Here is a 15,505-nt window from a genome sequence, read left to right as displayed (position 1 = left end):
ATAGGGTCCTTTGTGGACAGAGCAGTCGCCGTCCCCGCTCCCGTCAGCCGGTCCGGACCCACGCCGGGGCACGCCACGTTTGGGTTACCTCTCAAATAGATGGCCTACATCTGGTCCGCGGGTGCCCTGCCCGCCGCAGACCGTGTCCCCAGGGTCGCAGATTTCGAGCACCCTGGGATAGGCCTCCCAGGACAGACTTCGTGTCCGGACAGGCGGCCGCGCCCTCGGCGACCTGGCGGCTCATGTTCGTGGCACCGGGGCGGCGCTGCTCTGATCGAGCGATGCCGCGTAGTCGACGGCGTGCGCGGTGACCGCCGTCTCCGGCAATGCTCGTTGCACGGCGGGAAGCAGCGGAGTGCCGACGACGCCGAGGCCGGGAGATTCGAGTGTCCCGCGAGCGAAGGCGATGTCGACATCCGGGCATCCGGCGGTCTCGGCGGCGGAGGCCACCGGTGCCGTGCCGAGCCCCGTCGCCGCCCCGATGGCCAGTACGCCTGCGACGGCGAAGTATCCTGTTCGTCGGCTCATCAGCTGTCCGCTCCTTCACGTGAGCCTCGTCTGACGATCTTCAGCTTGGCCAACCGGCGCCGTTGTCTCCATACGTCGAAATACGTACTCCGTCGGACGCACGCCGACTCGATGTCAGGCCCGCCTGCTGGTGACCCAGGTCGCGAGCCGGGCACGTGAGGCGAAGCCGAGCTTGGTGAAAATGTGGCCGATATGGGTGTCCGCGGTCCGGGGCGCGATACACAGTTGGCCGGCGATCTGCCTGTTCGTCAGGCCACGCGCGACCAGCTCGGCGACCTCGTATTCACGCGGGGTCAGCGGGTTGTCCGGCCCGGTGGATGCACGGGGCGTGGTGATCTGCTGCCCGAGGACGTAGCGCGTGGCCTCTCGGTGGGAGAAGGCGCGGCCGAGGCGGTGATGCCGCTTGAACGTGTCCAGTCCAAGGGCGTCGATGACGCGCGCCGTAATCTCAGCTCCATGTGCGGAGAACCGGCCGTAATTCCTGGGGTCCGTGCCGATGGCGGTCCACATCGTGGCGCTGATTCCGAACAGGGTCGCCGACCGCACCATGTCATGGCGGTGGGCTACCGCGCATCCGAGGGCGAAGACCATATGCGGCTCGGCCGAGCGGTTGCCGAGGACGTTCTGCAGCCGGAACGCTTCCAGCGCGGCCCGCTCGGCGACTTCCGGGTCACCGTGGGTTTCTTCGATGACGCTCAGCGCCCACCAGTCCCATGATCGCCAGAACAGTTCGCCTACGTCTTCCGCTGCCGCGATGCTCACGGCCAACAACGCCCTGGCTGTGTCGGGATCGCCGTTGAACGCGGTGGCCTGCCGGTGATGGACTTCCGCGTACACCTCGGCCGTACGAATCCCGTGCCGCCGGAACACTTGCCGCGCGGAGTCGAAGCCGTGGACGGGCCCATCCCCGAAGTAGAGGGCGGCCGTGGCCCGGATGGTCTCGCCGTAAGCCTGGGTGACCTCGTCCGGGAAGGTCCTGACCAGCTCTTCGCTGGCACGCGCGTCCGCCGCGGCGGCGTCGATGTCGCCCCCGAGGACGTCGTACCAGACCCTGAGCAAAAGGCCCGAGGCCCACTCCGGCGTATCGGGCGGAGCGGCGGCCATCTGTTTGACCAGCCAGGTGCGTGCTTCGTTGAGCAGTCCGCACACGGACCAATAGACACCGAGCCGGGTGACCATCCGCAGGCCCGCGACGCCTTCGCCTGGCGTGGTCGCGCAGTAGTCGAGTGCGCCGCGAAGGTTCGCGTGCTCACGGGCCACTCGCCGCAGCCATTCCACCTGGTCGGGGCCGATCCAGCCCTCCGCGTAGCGAGCGGCGAACTTCGCATACCAGTCACGGTGCAGCCGGGCCACCCGCGCAGTGCCGCCCAGCTCGGCCAGCCGCTCCGCAGCGTATTCACGCACCGTCTCGAGCATCCGGTAGCAGAGTTCGCCGCCTGCCTCCTCGGCACTGACCAGCAGCGACTTGTCGATCAGCTCGTGCACCAGGTCGAGCATGTCTTCGGCCTCGACACCGTCGCCCGCGCACACCTCCTCGGCGGCCGCCAGCACGAACCCACCGGAGAACACCGAAGCGCGCGCCAAGACCAGCTGCTCGCTTTCGGAGCAAAGGTCGTAACTCCATTCGATCATCGCACGCAAGGTCTGATGCCGGGCAGGGCCGCCCCTGTTCCCCCTGGTGAGCAGGGACAGCGGATCAGCGAGCCGTGCGCGCAGCTGTGTCACCGACAGCACGCGCAGCCGGATGGCTGCCAGCTCGATGGCGAGCGGCAGACCGTCCAAGCTGCGGCAGATCGCGGCGATGTCGCGGAAGTTGTGCTCGGTGATCTCAAAGGAGGGCAGTACGGCGCGTGCCCGGTCGGCGAACAACCGCGGAGCCTCGTAGCTCTCCAGTTCCTTCGCCGAGCCGACCTCGTCGGCGCCGGGGACCGAAAGCGGTGGCACCGCCAGGACGCGTTCACCGAAAACGCCAAGAGACTGACGGCTGGTGGTGAGCACGCCCAGCTTCGGGCACCCTGCCACCAGTGCGGTCACGAACCGGGCACACGCCGCCAGGACATGCTCGCAATTGTCCAGTACCAGCAGAAGCCGCCGGTACCGCAGCGTCTCGGTGATCACTTCCAGCTGCGGCCGCGCAGACTGATCGTAGATCCCGAGCCGTTCGGCCACCAAGTTCGTCAGCAGATCCGGGTCCCGCAACTCGCCCAGTTCGACGAACGCCACGCCGTCGGAATAGTCCTGGTCCACGGCGGCTGCGACCATCCCGGCGAAGCGGGTCTTGCCGACCCCGCCCACACCGGTCAAGGTGACGACCGGCCCGACATCGAGCAACTCAGTCGCCTCGGCGACCAGCCGCTCGCGGCCGACGTAACTCGTGCGATGGGCCAGTGACGCGACCCACCGTGGTGTCACACCCTCCACCAGCGGCCCCACCCGTTCCTGCGTGAATGATCACTCGGCCGACCAGCCTAATCGCGTTCAGTCCGAGTGGCGAACCGCCGGGCGTCCTTCGGGTATGCGGAGTCTGCCCAACAACGTGCTCCAGCGGGATGACCTGACCTCACCCGTCCCTCTCGATGCGGCCCCGTGCGAGCGCCAGTAGCCAGGCTCGTAGATCGACGTGCCGGAACTCGTCATCGACGGAAAGGGCGGAACGCCTACGCTGTCAAATGCCGTCGCTCGCTTCGAATGCCGGACGATCAAATGCATCGAGGCCGGCGACCACTTGGTGATACTCGGCGAGGTCGAACACTTCGAAGCTCATGGAGGCGCACCGCTGATCTTCCACCGGGGAACGTTCCACCGGGGTCCTGAACGGACGATGCTCGTCCGTACGTCCGGATCTGAGCCCAGCGTGGGTGTCGCCACCCCCGCGAAACGGATGCTCGTCGGTCAAGCGACGACGTGGCCAACGGACGCGGACGCCGATTTCGACGCCTGCGACGCTGACGAAGCAGAAGGAGCGCAGGTACCTGATTCGCCCCCCAGGCACAGCAGCCGCTCATCGGGATGCAGAGTGCGACGGATACCCGCGCGGTCGCGATCGGTCCCCCAGCCAGAACCCACATGTCCGCCAGCATCGATGCATCTTTCGTCATCACTGATATACATTGGACAATGAAAGCGATCTGAATTCACACGGTGCGCCGCGACCAATAGGCCGCTCTACCGTTCACTGAGATTGTCTCAGCTTGAATCCGTTACTTTTAACTGGAATTGGCAATTACATCTGGAGGGACTGTGAGCGAAAAATTGGGGCGCCGAGCCGTTCTCGGAGGTGCTGCGGCGGCCGGGATAACCATCCTCGCCTCCGATACTTCTGCGGCCCAGGAGGATCAGCGAGGCAAGGGGCGGTTCGCCGGCAAGGTCGTGGTGATCACAGGCGCGACGTCCGGGATCGGCAGGGCCGCCGCCCTCGCCTTCGCGTCAGCCGGTGCCAAGGTCGGCTTCTGCGGCAGGCGAGAAGAACTCGGCCGAGAGGTCGAGCGGGAGATCCGGCGAACGGGCGGCGAGGCGATGTACTTGAAGGCGGATGTCCGGGTGCCCGAGCAGGTACAGGCGTTCGTCGACGGCGTCGTCCAGCGGTACGGCAAACTCGACATAGCGTTCAACAACGCCGGGATCTACCGTGGCAAGCCATTGCACGAAGTGTCGCTCGAAGAGTGGGAGGACATGCAGCGCACGAATGCGCGCGGAGTGTTCCTCTCAATCAAGTACGAGGTGCCACACCTGCTGAAGGCCGGCGGCGGGGTCATCGTCTGCACCGCGTCCGCGCAGGCACAGCAAACACGCCCGGGGAACGCTGCTTACAGTGCGAGCAAGAGTGCTGTACAAGGCTTGGTGCGCGCGGCCGCCCTGGATTACGGGGCGAAGGGGATTCGCGTCCTGTCAATCGACCCCGGTACGACTGACACGGGCCTGGCCCGGCCGCAGGGCATTCCAGACGACGTGTGGGCCAAGTTCAAGCAGGCGTGGGGCCCTCTCAACGTGCATGGTCTACCCAGGATGGGCGAGGCCAAGGAGATCGCTTCGGCCGTGCTCGCGTTGGCGTCACCTGATTTCGCTTATTTGACAGGTGCTTCCGTCCTCGTCGACGGCGGGCTGAACGCCGGGCGGCCTATGGTCATGCCGCCGGGATTCACCCTCCCCACCTGACGTGGCGGAGCCCTTGGCGTTTCTCAGCGGTGGGGCGACTTGAGTTGAGGCGGAAAGCCTCGTTACGGCCGATTGACGAAGATCAAGTCCGGCAGCGAAAGCTCTCCACGATCAGTCCACGTCTTCTCACCGCGATTCAAGGCGATCACTCGGGAACGGTCCAGGCTTCTCGCATCACGAATACCACCCTCCGGAATGATTTCCGCCAAAACTTCGAACGAACCGTCCGCCGGTGCACGGGTTTCGTCCGGCACTCACCTTGACCCCACACAGCCGGACCGTTCGACCGAAGCTCTCATGAAGCAAGCCCGTGGAACGCGAATCCGGAGCCGTTCGACGTCGCAAGGCTGCCAGCGAAGAGCCTTCACCTCTCTTGCACACGGGTACGCCGCGACCACAGGGCACCCCGACGGGACCGATTTCGGCTGGGGAACCGCACGAGGACCGAGCCTGGTCAACACCGAATCCTCAACCCTGGGCAGGAGTTGAGGATTCAGGTCTTTCGCCAAGCCAGGCCCGGTCAGCACTTCCTCAGGGAACTGTAGGCGTTCACGTTGCCGAGGAAGTTCCCAGTGGTGCCCGGCTGGTAGGTTCCCGAGCCGCTGCTGTTGTCGTAGTTCTTGTTGACATACGCGCAGAAGTTGCTCGAATTGTTGTTTCGTTGACTCTGGGCTCTATTATCGAAGTTCTGCAGTGCCAGATCCGGCGAGCCGGTCTGGAAATACGCCATGACCCCAGTGCCGTCCCAGCCGTCGAACAAGCACATGTACCCCTGCGGACAGCGGTCGTACCCGGTTGCGGCTTGCGCGGCCCCAGGAGCCACCGCAAAGACCGAGAACGCAATTGTTGCCACCGCTAACATCCTCGCGAGCACGAACATAAGCCATTCTCCTTATCACTCCGACCATTTCCAATGGAACAGATCCGGCCGACGGGTCGACAGATAGTTCTACGACAAAAGTAAGCTTTGTCCAAGATCGCGCGTTTCACAACGGAATATTCATGCGTTTTAGATGACGATTGATGCTTTAACTCGCGGGCCGTCGATCCGGTCATCGAGCGCTTCGACGAGGCTGCTCCGCCTCCCGGACAAACAAGCCGTCCGGCTCAGGTGTCGCAGCACGACGCACTGACTCGCCAGCTCGTCTCCTTGCGTGCTCGCGCAGGTTGAGCCGCGGCGTTCCACCTTGCCGCTGATCACCATGCCCGAGGCCGCAACCTGATCGGCGCCGCGATACTCATGGTGCCGTTGAGCAAGGCATCGGTCGTCGCCGGCACCGAATTTCAGGAGCGCTTCCGAATCGTCATCCCCGGCCGACTTCGCTCGGCATGCCGAGTCTCACCGGGACCGTCCTGGCGTTCGCGTTGATCGCATCGGCCGAGCCTGTTCAGCGCGGCCGCCGTCGACCGGCTCCACGACAGACCACGCACCGAATACGACAGGGAACTACTTGCCCAAGGCACAGGGAACACCGTGTTCGGACTACTCGGGGCACCGGCGATGACCCCCGTCATCTTGCGCAGCTCAGCCAACATCCAGGCTCGGCGCGAAGATCAAACCCAGGAGAAAGGCTACGCCGGGAAGCTGCTCGCGCTGCGTCGCATTCTCGCGTCCTGACCCGACAAACCACAGCAGGAACTCGTCCGCGAGCAGTGGATTGGCCGAAATCCCCGCGGACATGCACGGCGAACGCGACACCTACCGATTGTCCAGGTCGGCATAGAAAGCGTTCAGCGCAGCAGCGCCCCGTGTTGGGTCCTGCATCATCCACCAGTGCCCGAGGCCATCCAACACGGCTTCCGTGGCACCGAATCGCTCAGCCGCACGGTGTGCGAACTCAGGCCCTCCAACGAACTCGTCTTCCGTCGCATTGATGACGAGCCCTGGACAGCGTTCCTCCGCGGAGAGACCGGTGCCCCAATCGATGGCCGAGAGGTCCACCGCGGAGCGGTACAAAGCCAGAATGCACTTTCCCATCTCGGGGCCGGCCTCCGCCGTTGCCTTCGCGGCTTCAGTAGTCATTCCGAGCGCGACCAAGTTCGCGACCCGCTCGTCGGACGGAGCGCCGAACATCCGCTGGATCGCGGCTTCCCCCGCACCGGGTGTCTGCCAGACCTGCGCAAGGTCGTGCCAAACATAGGCCGGGTCGCTGGCTCCGGCCACGTCGTTGCACCAGGAGCGGATGAGGTCGGGCCGGGTGGCGGCGACCCGCTGCACGTGATTGCCGCCCCAGTCGTGCCCGACCAGATCGATCGATCCGTCGATCAGCTCGAGTTCGGCGATGAGCCAGCGGAGATACTCGTCCGAGGTCGCGCCGAAACCGTCGGGCACCGCGGCACCGAATCCGGGCGGTGAAAGCGTGATGACATCGGTCCTGGCGAGTTCACCGCACAGCGGCTCCCAGATCGCCGCGGTTTCGGGCACTCCGTGGACGAAGACGACAGGCATCCGCAACTCCGATGATCGTGGGGACAAGGGCGAGTGAGGTCGCGTCGGTGAGCCTGGACGCCCGCTCACCCATCAAGACGCGAACGGGCATACGACTTCATACTAGCAATCTTCAGGAAGAAGAACCGTTACCTTCCAGCCCCATGGACGATCATGAGGCGGCTACTTCCAGGTTTAAAAGACACTGTTCACTCCCCTGCCTGGTGACGCTCCCTTGTCTCCTTGGCGGACCTCCCGGACGACAAAGGCCCGGCTGTACCTGGTGTCCGGGTTGGAGCCAACTCTGTCGCCGTGCCACGATCTGGCTACGGCAGCAGACGTACCCACAGCCTCGGTGTCACCGTATGTGAGGCTGTCTCGAATTTGTTCTCAAGCCAAGGGGTGTGCTTTTGAAGGATCTTCCAGGTGGGACGATCGACGAGGCCGTCGGCAGTGCCGCTCATCGATGGGCCTCCGATCCGGCTCTTGGCGTCGTTCCTGTTCAACTAGTCGAGTCGGTTCGTGAAGTGTTCGAGGATTCAGGCCTCGTGGTGACCCGTCCTCCTGTCCGGGAAGTCGAGAGTGCGGAATACGGCGCATGTCGACTTGCTGTCGACGATCGGCGTATCGCGTTCCGTGTCGCCAAAACAACGCCTACCAAGGTCGGACAGTTTGTGACAATTTGGACGAGAGTCGACCCGGACAGTGAGATCGCACCGTTCGATACCACCGACTCGATCAGTTCGGTCGTGATCGCGGTCTTCGACAAGGATCATCGCGGGCTCTTCATATTCAACAGCCAGGAACTGGTGCGTCGCGGCATCATGTCGGCCGAAGGAAAGGGGGGTAAGCGTGCGATCAGAGTCTACGCACCATGGGTTCAGGTGGAGTCCAAGCAGGCGGTTCAGACAAAGCGATGGCAAGTCGAACGGTTTGTTCAGATCCAGCCCAGAATTCCGTTTACCCCGAATCTACTGCGACAGCTTCTGTAGGAGCAGGCCGACGGTTGCGAAGAGGCTGTTCAACAGGAGTTTGCTGTCCCGCAAGGCAAAATACGGACTATCTAGGTCTGCGATGGCCCTCAGGGGAAGACACCTCGCGGGCGAAGCGCAGCAAGGGGTTGCGGCGGGTCAAAGTCGACGCGGACGGTGTCTGGGTGGTGTCGCATTCCAGGCTGGGGGTGCTGCGGGAACTGGTGGCCGGCGCTGGGCTCACGGCTGGTGCGACGGCCGCGTTGGCGGACACCTATGCCGTCAATGGGTGCACGAACCGGGCCGTGTGTTCACCGATGTGGCGGTGGCGATCGCCGATGGCGCGGGCTGTGTCTTCTCACATCGAGGTCTTCGGTGACCCTGGCGGGATCCATGGCCCGGCAGCCTCCATGCCGACCACCTGGCGGAGGCTGGACCGGAGCGACGAGGGGCATCCGCCGGCATGCTGGCGGCGCGGCAACGAGCGGGGTCGCGGATCCTGCGCCGGACCTGACCGGCCTGTTGCAGATCGCCTTCATCGGGCCTGACTGTCGGAAAGCTCGGTCGTGGCACTCATGGCCGCAGGGGTTCGCAGGCAACCCGCTCATGCCAAAGTGATCTAGGCATTGGCGGACGCCCCGTCCACTCCCGAGTTCGTCGCACGCGTCGATGCGACCATATCGGCGATGGCCGTAACCACCGACGCCGACTGGCATAGCGTCCGGCGGCCGGAACGGCTAGCCCCCGTTTTCGGGCGCCTGGAACACTTACTGGAGACCTTGGAATAGAACCGGGACGCGAGGCGAACCCGCCCCGGTCGCGAGAACGTCCTGACAGACCTTTGCCTTTGTCAGGATGTCCCTGAGCGTCTTCTCGGGCAGGCAGACAGCCTTAAACATCTGCCGCGTGCCCCAATCGGGTCGAGCGGCCGCAAGCTCGACCACGGCCTTATCACGTGCCTGCTGCTCGTCTCGCTCGCGTTACTCTGCCTGCGTGGTGCAGTCCCTAAGCGCCTGTGCAGCTCGCGGCTGGCGCTTCACCGGGCGACGGCGCGCGCATCGCTCGACGGGGTCATCCGACGCTGGCGAGTCCCATCGGCTGGTCAATATCGACGCCGACGCTTGGCCAACCCGGAGTCGAAGCGCCGGTCGAAGAACCTGCGGATCAGGATCGTGTCCGCGCCGAAATGCCAAGCCAGCACACGCGGTCCTCGAGCTCGCCAGTAGTTGTCACCGCGGTAGACATCGAAGGCGCCGATCACGCTGCGCAGATGCGCCTCCGCGCGGCCCGGGATTTCCGAACGGCAGCGGATCAGCAGCTGGACCGCGAAGACTGGCTCGTCCGTGGCGAACTTGTTCGGTACCGGCGCGACCGCTCGTGACGCAAGGCGGCGGGCCCCGCGCGCCGTCGGCACGAATTCGCCGACGATCTCGCCCGCGGCCTCGGCGAGTGCTCCGACTACCGTCCCTTGCGGCTTGGCTGTCTGACGAGCAAGGTGGCGGATTCTCGCGGGCGTCAGCGGGTCGTCCGGCCGAAGCGGGAGCGCCTTGAGCGCGAGGTGGGCCGGCCGCGCGAGAACCAGCTCGGCGCGTGCTACGTGCACCTGCGCTTCCTCAGAAGAAGGAGAAGCCTCCCCGTTTCGGCGTGCCCGGAAGCTCATCGCGCTCCCCCGTCCGCACGGAGGTCGTTTCGCCCTCGTCCGTGGTCCGGGGAGCTATCTCCCCGGTCGTCCGCGTTGTGGCGGATTTCGACTTCCGGATAGGTCAGCTTGTTGATCACACCGGTGATCGTCTCCCGGCCTTCCACGCTCATCGTCAGCTTCCCGAGCACCTCGTCGGTGCTGAACCGCACCCGGACACCGACCGCGGACTTCGGCACCCAGCCGCGCACCGGACGCACCCGGCCGAGCTGGTGCGCGAACGCCAGAACGCCCTGAAGGGACGGGTCGAACGTGGCGGTCGGGAGGAGGTCGTAACTGACTCTGGAGCGGAGGTGGTGGGAACGGAAGTGTCGGTGGAAGACGAAGACCGCGATCAAGATCGCGACCGTCGGCGTTCCCGATCGGGCTTGCCCAACGACGCTGAACAGCGGAAGTCCACATGCGCCGACACAGACCCGTTCGATGCAGGGACGTCCAGCGGTCCAGGCTCACGACAACGTCACACGTGCCGCACGTTACACGCGATAGCTACAACGAGAAGTCGAGAGAGGTCCTCATGAACCGGGCAGCATCAGCTCGTTGAGGGGCTGGAATCGCATTGGATTATCGACAATGCCTGGTTTTCCAGGGGATCGACGGATGACCCCTTCGACCAGGACGGCGCGACCTGCGTTGTGCCACTCCCGCGCCTCGCGGTACACCTCGATTTAGAGCCGTACCCTGGCTTCCGATGACCAGCCTCGGCGCATTGTCGAAACCGCGATTTCTCCAAATGGGTCGTCGCGATCTTCAAACCTGAACTGGACGATAGTACCGGAAAACACCTGCCGAGAGGTGATCTTCTGTTGACGCAGCCGATCCGAAACGAGCTGAACAAGGTCGACTGCCTCAGCGCTGATCGATACTTGGCGCGGCATGGTGTCGGGAGCTGGTACCGCGGGAGCCCAATCCACGGTGGTTTCGAACTACCGATCGCACTCTCGTCGAGGACGTTACCCAGTGCTACACAGAATTCGCGGCTCACACCTCGATACACCAGTTCATGAAGGTTGTCGGTGCTCGGCATCCGACCCGGGCCCGAGACGAGGTCATGCACAGCCTCCATTGACTGCGAGCTCGGCGTCATCGGCAGGTGCCACGTGCCCGACGACGCACGCCGCCGGGGGGTCGAGGTCGAGCATTTCGGTTCGGAGGTGCTCGAACCCAGCTTCGGTAAGCTGGCCTGCCAGTTCGTTTGCGGCCTCCGCCGAAGTGGCCGCGGTGGCGCCCGGACTGCGGGGCTGGGATACCAGAGCGATGCGCCCGCCGGACCGCAGCAGCCGGGCGAGTTCGCGTAGCCGGGCGGTGGGATCGGGCCACATGCCGACTGTGTTGACGGCAAGCGCGGCGTCGAATGGCCCGTCGCTGATCGACAGGCTCTCGACCGGCGTGTGCACCAGGCGTACCCGTCCAGCCCTTATGGCGGGCCTGTTGCGGCGGCGGGCCTGGCGGATCATCACCTGCGAGTGGTCGACGCCGACGACCAAGCCCCGGGACGCTCGGCTGGCGAGGGCGGCGATGGCCACGCCCGGACCGCAGCCGAGTTCGATGACGCGGTCGGTCGGCTGGACGTCGAGAAGCTGCACCGCCCAGCGGTTGCGTTCCACGTTCGACGAGCGCCGACCCATGATCCAGCCAGCGACGTGCCCGACGGCTCCGGCCGGCTGATGGAACTGCGCCAGCCCGCCGCGAGGACCCCACCATTGCAGGATGCGGCCCAGAATCCTCTCCTTGATCTTCATGAGGCGAGCCAAGCACTTCAAGTACACTTGAAGTCAATGTCTGCTACCGAACGCACCCCGGCTTCGTCGACCACGCCGACGTCGTTGTCCATCGGTGAACTGTCCGAACGGACCGGCGTGCCGCCGACCACGCTGCGGTACTACGACGAACTCGGCTTGGTGCGACCGGCGGCGCGGGCGGCGGGCCGACGGCGCTACGCCGTGTCGGCCGTCAGGGACGTCAGCGTGATCCTCTTCTTCCGCGAGATCGGATTCTCGCTGGCGGAGATCGGGCGCTTCCTCGCGGGCGAGCGGCAAGGCCGACGGGAAATGATCGATCACAAATTGGCCGAACTGGCCGAGCAGCAACACCGTATCGAAGTGGCCCGCACCGCACTCGAACACGGCCAGCAATGCCCGGCCAGCGATCCCATGAAGTGCCCCCGATTCTGGTCGATCATCGAAGGGCGACAGGCCGGCCTCTCACTGGAAGAAAGTCACGCACAAGCGCACTGACAGATTCTCACCGATCCGAAAGCAAACCTTCGGCAAGACGTGGACCTACCAGCAGAACCAACCGTCACGCTGAAGACCTCATTCACAGGTATTGATAATTTCCGCCCGAGCCTGGCGCGCTGGACGACCATCCGTGAGCCTTGAGATAACTCACCAAATCGACAAGCTTCGGCAGAGCGACGGTGTCAGACAACCACACCGCCTCCTCTCGATCCATCGAAGCTGGCGTCGACGTCCTCCGCCCACAGTCGCAGTGTGTCGGCCGTCAACCTCTGCGCCTTTGGAACGCCGATGTTCTGGCCTTCTGGAAGGGTGTCGACGCGAACCCAGAAGGCGGCGGCACGATGAAGTGTCGCCTCATCGTTATGACGCAGCCATGAGACCTGGTCATCCGGGTCAACGATCACCAGGACGAAGTACACGGGCACCCTCAGGGCGCTTCCAACGCTGGCGACAAGCCTCCTCAATCGGCCAAGTCGCCGTCGAACCACCCTTGAGCCGAAACTGGCCACTGCATTTCACCTGAACTCGTGCTGATGCGATCTCGAAGTCAACACTGCCGTCGACTGCAAGGACGTCCTCGTCAGAGCTGAATTCCTGGAAGCCGACTCCAGCCTGGCTGCACACGGCGCGAACATAGGCGACGCCGGACCTCGACTTGGCCCGATTGGGGTCCAATGTCGCCACACCATGCCGAGAACGGCTCGCGCCATCACTCATGATCGCCATCATCTTGCATCACCAGCACGTTTAATAGCCGTCGCTTACGTGAACTACCTAAGATCGTTGGTCCGTTCGGACCAACGAGTTCGGGCGTCGGAAGAGCAACTTCTGCTAACGCGCTAGACGCACTCCACCGGCATATGAACCGACCTCAATCGCGTCGACCCGAACCTCCAAGCCGCTCTGAGGCGCGTTGATCATCTTGCCTGCACCGATGAAGATGCCGACGTGATGGATGAGGCCGGGGCTATAAAAAGCAAGATCACCTGGCTGCAACGCTCCGAGACCGGCTTCCCGCGGTATGCGAGTCCCCGTCGCGAACTGTGCCCTGCTGTTGTGTGGCAAGGCGATACCGACCTTGGCGTAAGCGAGCGTCGATGACGATCTTCGCTGCCCCGGTAGCGCTGACCGCAGGCTGGAGTTCAACGGCGTCGTAACGCTCGATGCTGGCGAAGACCTGAGCGACGTAGGCCTGGCTGGCGTTGTACCGGAGGAGCGCAGCGCGGAGCTGGGCCTGGTCTTTCAGGTCTCGGGGACCGCTTCCGCACAGGTAGACCGCCGCGCCGAGAGCGGCGTCGAAGGCGTTGTGCGGGTTGCGGGCGCCGTCGTCGTTGCCGTTTGGGCACGCGAAAGCGCCCGCGGCGGATTACACGAGGACGGCGATCCCGCATGATTCCACCTGGCGAGTTGACGGGGCCGCACCGGCTCTGCTGTCCACGCCTGATGGCCGCACGACGCAGATTCCGATATCCGGCCCCTCGGCAACTCCAAGGCCGCCACCCCCGAATCCTGGGTGATCGTCGCGCACTTCTACGACGTCGAGTCCGGGCGCATGGACCTCGCGTCCCGCGGGCGCGGCGAGAACTACAAGCGATTCGACATCCCTATCGCGGGCGACGGCGGCATCAGCGACCTCCTGACCGAGGCCGCCAGCCCGAAACGCCGATTCGACGTCGTGATCTGCGAGAACATCGCACGAGTCGCCCGACGGGCCTTCGAAGGTCTGTCGGTCGAGCGCGAACTGGAACGAAACGATGTCCCGTTGTTCGCCTCGAACGAGCCGATCACGGTCTCCGGAAGCCGCGCCCAGCGGACGCAGCGCGCCGGATCGGCTTGTGAGGTTCCTGTTGGTGCCCCCGGCGCGATTCCGACAACAACCCCACGAACCAAAATCCCCTCGTGAGCTGCGGATCTCCGCGACGACCGTGATCGAGCGGCACCGTCGCAAGGCCCGGTGACCGCCATGACCACCCCCAACGGAGCAACATCATCCGGACCGTGGCGCGAACCGGCTCTGGCAGTGCAATGTGGCTGCACCGCCCTGGTCGCACTCGGCGCCGCCTACGCCTCCTACCGCCACGGACGAGACTTCGCCCTCCAGTCCGGCGCCGACCACACCACCGCGGCCATCTGGCCCCTCATCGTCGACGGACTCCTCATGATCGCCACCGTCGAACTCTGGAAACCCACCGATCCTGACCGAGCAAGAGGCCGCTGGACCGCCTGGCTCGCCTTCGTCTTCGGAATCTCCCTGTCGCTCTGCGCCAACGTCGGTTCCACGCCAAACCTCAGCGTCCTCGGAATCACCGTCGCCGCCTGCCCTCCCCTGGCCCTTCTCCTGGCCGTCGAACTCCTCAACCGAGCTCTCACACGACACCGGTCCACAGCCACCGAACACGTGACCGAACCAGCGATGGATTGCTCCGCCGACGCCGACGCCGACGACACAGTCCAGGAGTACTCCACAACCAGCCCGGCCCCCGCCAGCGAGATGAACGCAGAAGAACGCATGTGGGCGCACTACCTGGCCGAGCAGGAACAGGGACGCACACCGACCGGTGCCGACCTCGACCGGATCGCAGGCACCCACAACTACGGACGCCGCATCCTCAGAAAATGGCGCGACGAAGGACTCCTCGAGAACACGCACACCTCTCGAACTTCCGAAGGAAAGCGCCAGATCTCCTCGAACGCCGTGTAACGGCCATATGGCGCAGTATCGAAAAAGAACCCGGGGACCACTCACCGGGCAGATCACCACTTCGACGAGCTGCGGATTCCCTCGGATTACAAGTCCCTCCGCTGTAAGGTCAGCCCGTGCCGCAAGGCACTCAAACTCAGGGTCCAGGGCTTCGTCAGCAAGGCGGCCGAGCCCGCGCACATCACGATGGTCATTTCCGCCCTGCACCAGGGCAAGCGCTGGATCGACCCGGACGTCTCCGCGCTCGCCGTCGTCGACGATTGTCCCCTGACCGACCGGGAGATCGAGGTGCTGCGGGTGACCGGCGACGGGTACTCCGTCGCCGAGACCGCCGCCCGGCTGCACCTCGCGCAGGGCACGGTGCGGAACTACCTGTCGAACGCCATGCAGAAGACGCAGACCCAGACCCGGCACGAGGCGGCCAGGTACGCCCGCGAGCACGACTGGCTTTAGGGGCGCGCCCAGACGTGCGCGCGCTCGCCTTGAGGTCCGAACAGGACGAGGGTTTCGACGGCGCCGCTGTCGGCCGAGCCGAGCCAGTGCGGGAGCGAGGTGTCGAACTCGGCGGCCTCGCCGGGCGGGAGGATCAGGTCGCGGTCGCCGACCACCAGCCGGAGATGTCCATTGAGGACATACACCCATTCGTAGCCGCCATGGGTCTTCGGCGTGGGTTCCGCCGGTTCGTCGAGGCCGGGGATGAGCATCTTGAAGGCCTGCACCCCGCCGGCGCGGCGGGTGAGCGGCAGGAACGTCATGCCGTGGCGGTGGATCGGTTGCAGATGG

The 15,505-nt window shown here is 64.8% G+C and carries 17 protein-coding genes and 3 pseudogenes; 8 read left to right on the top strand and 12 right to left on the bottom strand.

What is annotated here, in order from left to right; all coding sequences use genetic code 11:
• Positions 1-91: 91 nt before the first annotated feature.
• Together ACZ7KI_RS42925 and ACZ7KI_RS42920 are read right to left on the bottom strand one after the other, a co-directional pair.
• Positions 92-528: pseudogene (locus ACZ7KI_RS42925) on the bottom strand (cutinase family protein).
• Positions 529-642: 114 nt separating this feature from the next.
• Complete coding sequence (locus ACZ7KI_RS42920; RefSeq protein ID WP_470278746.1) at positions 643-2,940, bottom strand: ATP-binding protein; 2,298 nt, start codon at positions 2,938-2,940, stop codon at positions 643-645.
• Between the two features lie 208 nt (positions 2,941-3,148).
• On the opposite strand from ACZ7KI_RS42920, the gene ACZ7KI_RS42915 reads away from it, so the two are divergent.
• Both ACZ7KI_RS42915 and ACZ7KI_RS42910 read left to right on the top strand, forming a co-directional pair.
• Complete coding sequence (locus tag ACZ7KI_RS42915; RefSeq protein WP_470278745.1) at positions 3,149-3,649, top strand: flavin reductase family protein; 501 nt, start codon at positions 3,149-3,151, stop codon at positions 3,647-3,649.
• 119 nt (positions 3,650-3,768) lie between these two features.
• Positions 3,769-4,683 (top strand): SDR family NAD(P)-dependent oxidoreductase, encoded by a 915-nt coding sequence (locus ACZ7KI_RS42910; RefSeq protein WP_470278744.1) that lies wholly within the window; start codon positions 3,769-3,771, stop codon positions 4,681-4,683.
• Between the two features lie 62 nt (positions 4,684-4,745).
• On the opposite strand, the gene ACZ7KI_RS42905 is transcribed toward ACZ7KI_RS42910, so the two are convergent.
• Both ACZ7KI_RS42905 and ACZ7KI_RS42900 read right to left on the bottom strand, forming a co-directional pair.
• Positions 4,746-4,937, bottom strand: a complete 192-nt coding sequence (locus ACZ7KI_RS42905) for a hypothetical protein (RefSeq protein ID WP_470278743.1) — start codon at positions 4,935-4,937, stop codon at positions 4,746-4,748.
• A gap of 266 nt (positions 4,938-5,203) precedes the next feature.
• Positions 5,204-5,563 carry a peptidase inhibitor family I36 protein gene (locus tag ACZ7KI_RS42900; protein WP_470278742.1) on the bottom strand — a complete coding sequence of 120 codons (360 nt, stop codon included), beginning with the start codon at positions 5,561-5,563 and terminating at the stop codon, positions 5,204-5,206.
• A 504-nt stretch (positions 5,564-6,067) separates the two neighbouring features.
• Here ACZ7KI_RS42900 and ACZ7KI_RS42895 point away from each other — a divergent pair.
• A pseudogene (locus ACZ7KI_RS42895) lies at positions 6,068-6,166 on the top strand (hypothetical protein); the annotation flags it as partial.
• A 42-nt stretch (positions 6,167-6,208) separates the two neighbouring features.
• Here ACZ7KI_RS42895 and ACZ7KI_RS42890 read toward each other — a convergent pair.
• Together ACZ7KI_RS42890 and ACZ7KI_RS42885 are read right to left on the bottom strand one after the other, a co-directional pair.
• A complete protein-coding gene (locus ACZ7KI_RS42890; protein ID WP_470278741.1) occupies positions 6,209-6,382 on the bottom strand; it encodes a hypothetical protein in 174 nt (57 codons plus the stop codon).
• Positions 6,383-7,132, bottom strand: coding sequence for an alpha/beta fold hydrolase (locus ACZ7KI_RS42885; protein ID WP_470278740.1), 750 nt, complete (start codon positions 7,130-7,132; stop codon positions 6,383-6,385).
• 389 nt (positions 7,133-7,521) lie between these two features.
• Between ACZ7KI_RS42885 and ACZ7KI_RS42880 the strand changes: the two genes are divergently transcribed.
• Positions 7,522-8,103: a MepB family protein gene (locus ACZ7KI_RS42880; protein WP_470278739.1), complete on the top strand. Its 582-nt coding sequence runs from the start codon at positions 7,522-7,524 to the stop codon at positions 8,101-8,103.
• A gap of 1,081 nt (positions 8,104-9,184) precedes the next feature.
• Here the strand turns inward: ACZ7KI_RS42880 and ACZ7KI_RS42875 are convergent.
• From ACZ7KI_RS42875 to ACZ7KI_RS42865, 3 genes are all read right to left on the bottom strand, one after another.
• Positions 9,185-9,685, bottom strand: coding sequence for a hypothetical protein (locus tag ACZ7KI_RS42875; RefSeq protein ID WP_470278738.1), 501 nt, complete (start codon positions 9,683-9,685; stop codon positions 9,185-9,187).
• 53 nt (positions 9,686-9,738) lie between these two features.
• Positions 9,739-10,119 (bottom strand): hypothetical protein, encoded by a 381-nt coding sequence (locus ACZ7KI_RS42870; protein WP_470278737.1) that lies wholly within the window; start codon positions 10,117-10,119, stop codon positions 9,739-9,741.
• Between the two features lie 711 nt (positions 10,120-10,830).
• Complete coding sequence (locus ACZ7KI_RS42865) at positions 10,831-11,523, bottom strand: class I SAM-dependent methyltransferase (protein WP_470278736.1); 693 nt, start codon at positions 11,521-11,523, stop codon at positions 10,831-10,833.
• Positions 11,524-11,559: 36 nt separating this feature from the next.
• On the opposite strand from ACZ7KI_RS42865, the gene ACZ7KI_RS42860 reads away from it, so the two are divergent.
• Entirely contained in the window at positions 11,560-12,018 is a 459-nt protein-coding gene (locus tag ACZ7KI_RS42860; protein ID WP_470278735.1) for a MerR family transcriptional regulator, read from the top strand.
• Between the two features lie 185 nt (positions 12,019-12,203).
• Here the strand turns inward: ACZ7KI_RS42860 and ACZ7KI_RS42855 are convergent, their stop codons facing one another.
• Positions 12,204-12,440 (bottom strand): hypothetical protein, encoded by a 237-nt coding sequence (locus ACZ7KI_RS42855; protein WP_470278734.1) that lies wholly within the window; start codon positions 12,438-12,440, stop codon positions 12,204-12,206.
• A 412-nt stretch (positions 12,441-12,852) separates the two neighbouring features.
• The gene (locus tag ACZ7KI_RS42850) at positions 12,853-13,167 is read right to left on the bottom strand and encodes a C40 family peptidase (RefSeq protein WP_470278733.1); all 315 of its coding nucleotides are present in this window, start codon (positions 13,165-13,167) and stop codon (positions 12,853-12,855) included.
• Between the two features lie 367 nt (positions 13,168-13,534).
• On the opposite strand from ACZ7KI_RS42850, the gene ACZ7KI_RS42845 reads away from it, so the two are divergent.
• The 3 genes and pseudogenes from ACZ7KI_RS42845 to ACZ7KI_RS42835 all read left to right on the top strand — a co-directional run.
• Positions 13,535-13,924, top strand: coding sequence for a hypothetical protein (locus ACZ7KI_RS42845; RefSeq protein WP_470278732.1), 390 nt, complete (start codon positions 13,535-13,537; stop codon positions 13,922-13,924).
• Positions 13,925-13,984: 60 nt separating this feature from the next.
• Entirely contained in the window at positions 13,985-14,722 is a 738-nt protein-coding gene (locus ACZ7KI_RS42840) for a DUF2637 domain-containing protein (protein ID WP_470278747.1), read from the top strand.
• Between the two features lie 120 nt (positions 14,723-14,842).
• Positions 14,843-15,175 (top strand): annotated as a pseudogene (locus tag ACZ7KI_RS42835) (response regulator transcription factor); the annotation flags it as partial.
• Here ACZ7KI_RS42835 and ACZ7KI_RS42830 read toward each other — a convergent pair.
• Positions 15,172-15,505, bottom strand: a 334-nt coding sequence (locus ACZ7KI_RS42830; RefSeq protein WP_470278731.1) for a cupin domain-containing protein, incomplete at its 5' end; no start/stop codon positions are given. The pseudogene ACZ7KI_RS42835 and the gene ACZ7KI_RS42830 sit on opposite strands and share 4 nt — an antisense overlap.

This window comes from Amycolatopsis sp. NPDC039088 (genome assembly GCF_055598845.1).
This window is presented reverse-complemented; position numbering and strand designations above follow the sequence as displayed.

Excerpts from the sequence above, each read along its gene's own strand:
- ACZ7KI_RS42900 (WP_470278742.1), bottom strand. The coding sequence starts at position 5,563 with ATGTTCGTGCTCGCGAGGATGTTAGCGGTGGCAACAATTGCGTTCTCG.
- ACZ7KI_RS42885 (WP_470278740.1), bottom strand. The coding sequence starts at position 7,132 with ATGCCTGTCGTCTTCGTCCACGGAGTGCCCGAAACCGCGGCGATCTGG.
- ACZ7KI_RS42865 (WP_470278736.1), bottom strand. The coding sequence starts at position 11,523 with ATGAAGATCAAGGAGAGGATTCTGGGCCGCATCCTGCAATGGTGGGGT.
- ACZ7KI_RS42860 (WP_470278735.1), top strand. The coding sequence starts at position 11,560 with ATGTCTGCTACCGAACGCACCCCGGCTTCGTCGACCACGCCGACGTCG.
- ACZ7KI_RS42840 (WP_470278747.1), top strand. The coding sequence starts at position 13,985 with ATGACCACCCCCAACGGAGCAACATCATCCGGACCGTGGCGCGAACCG.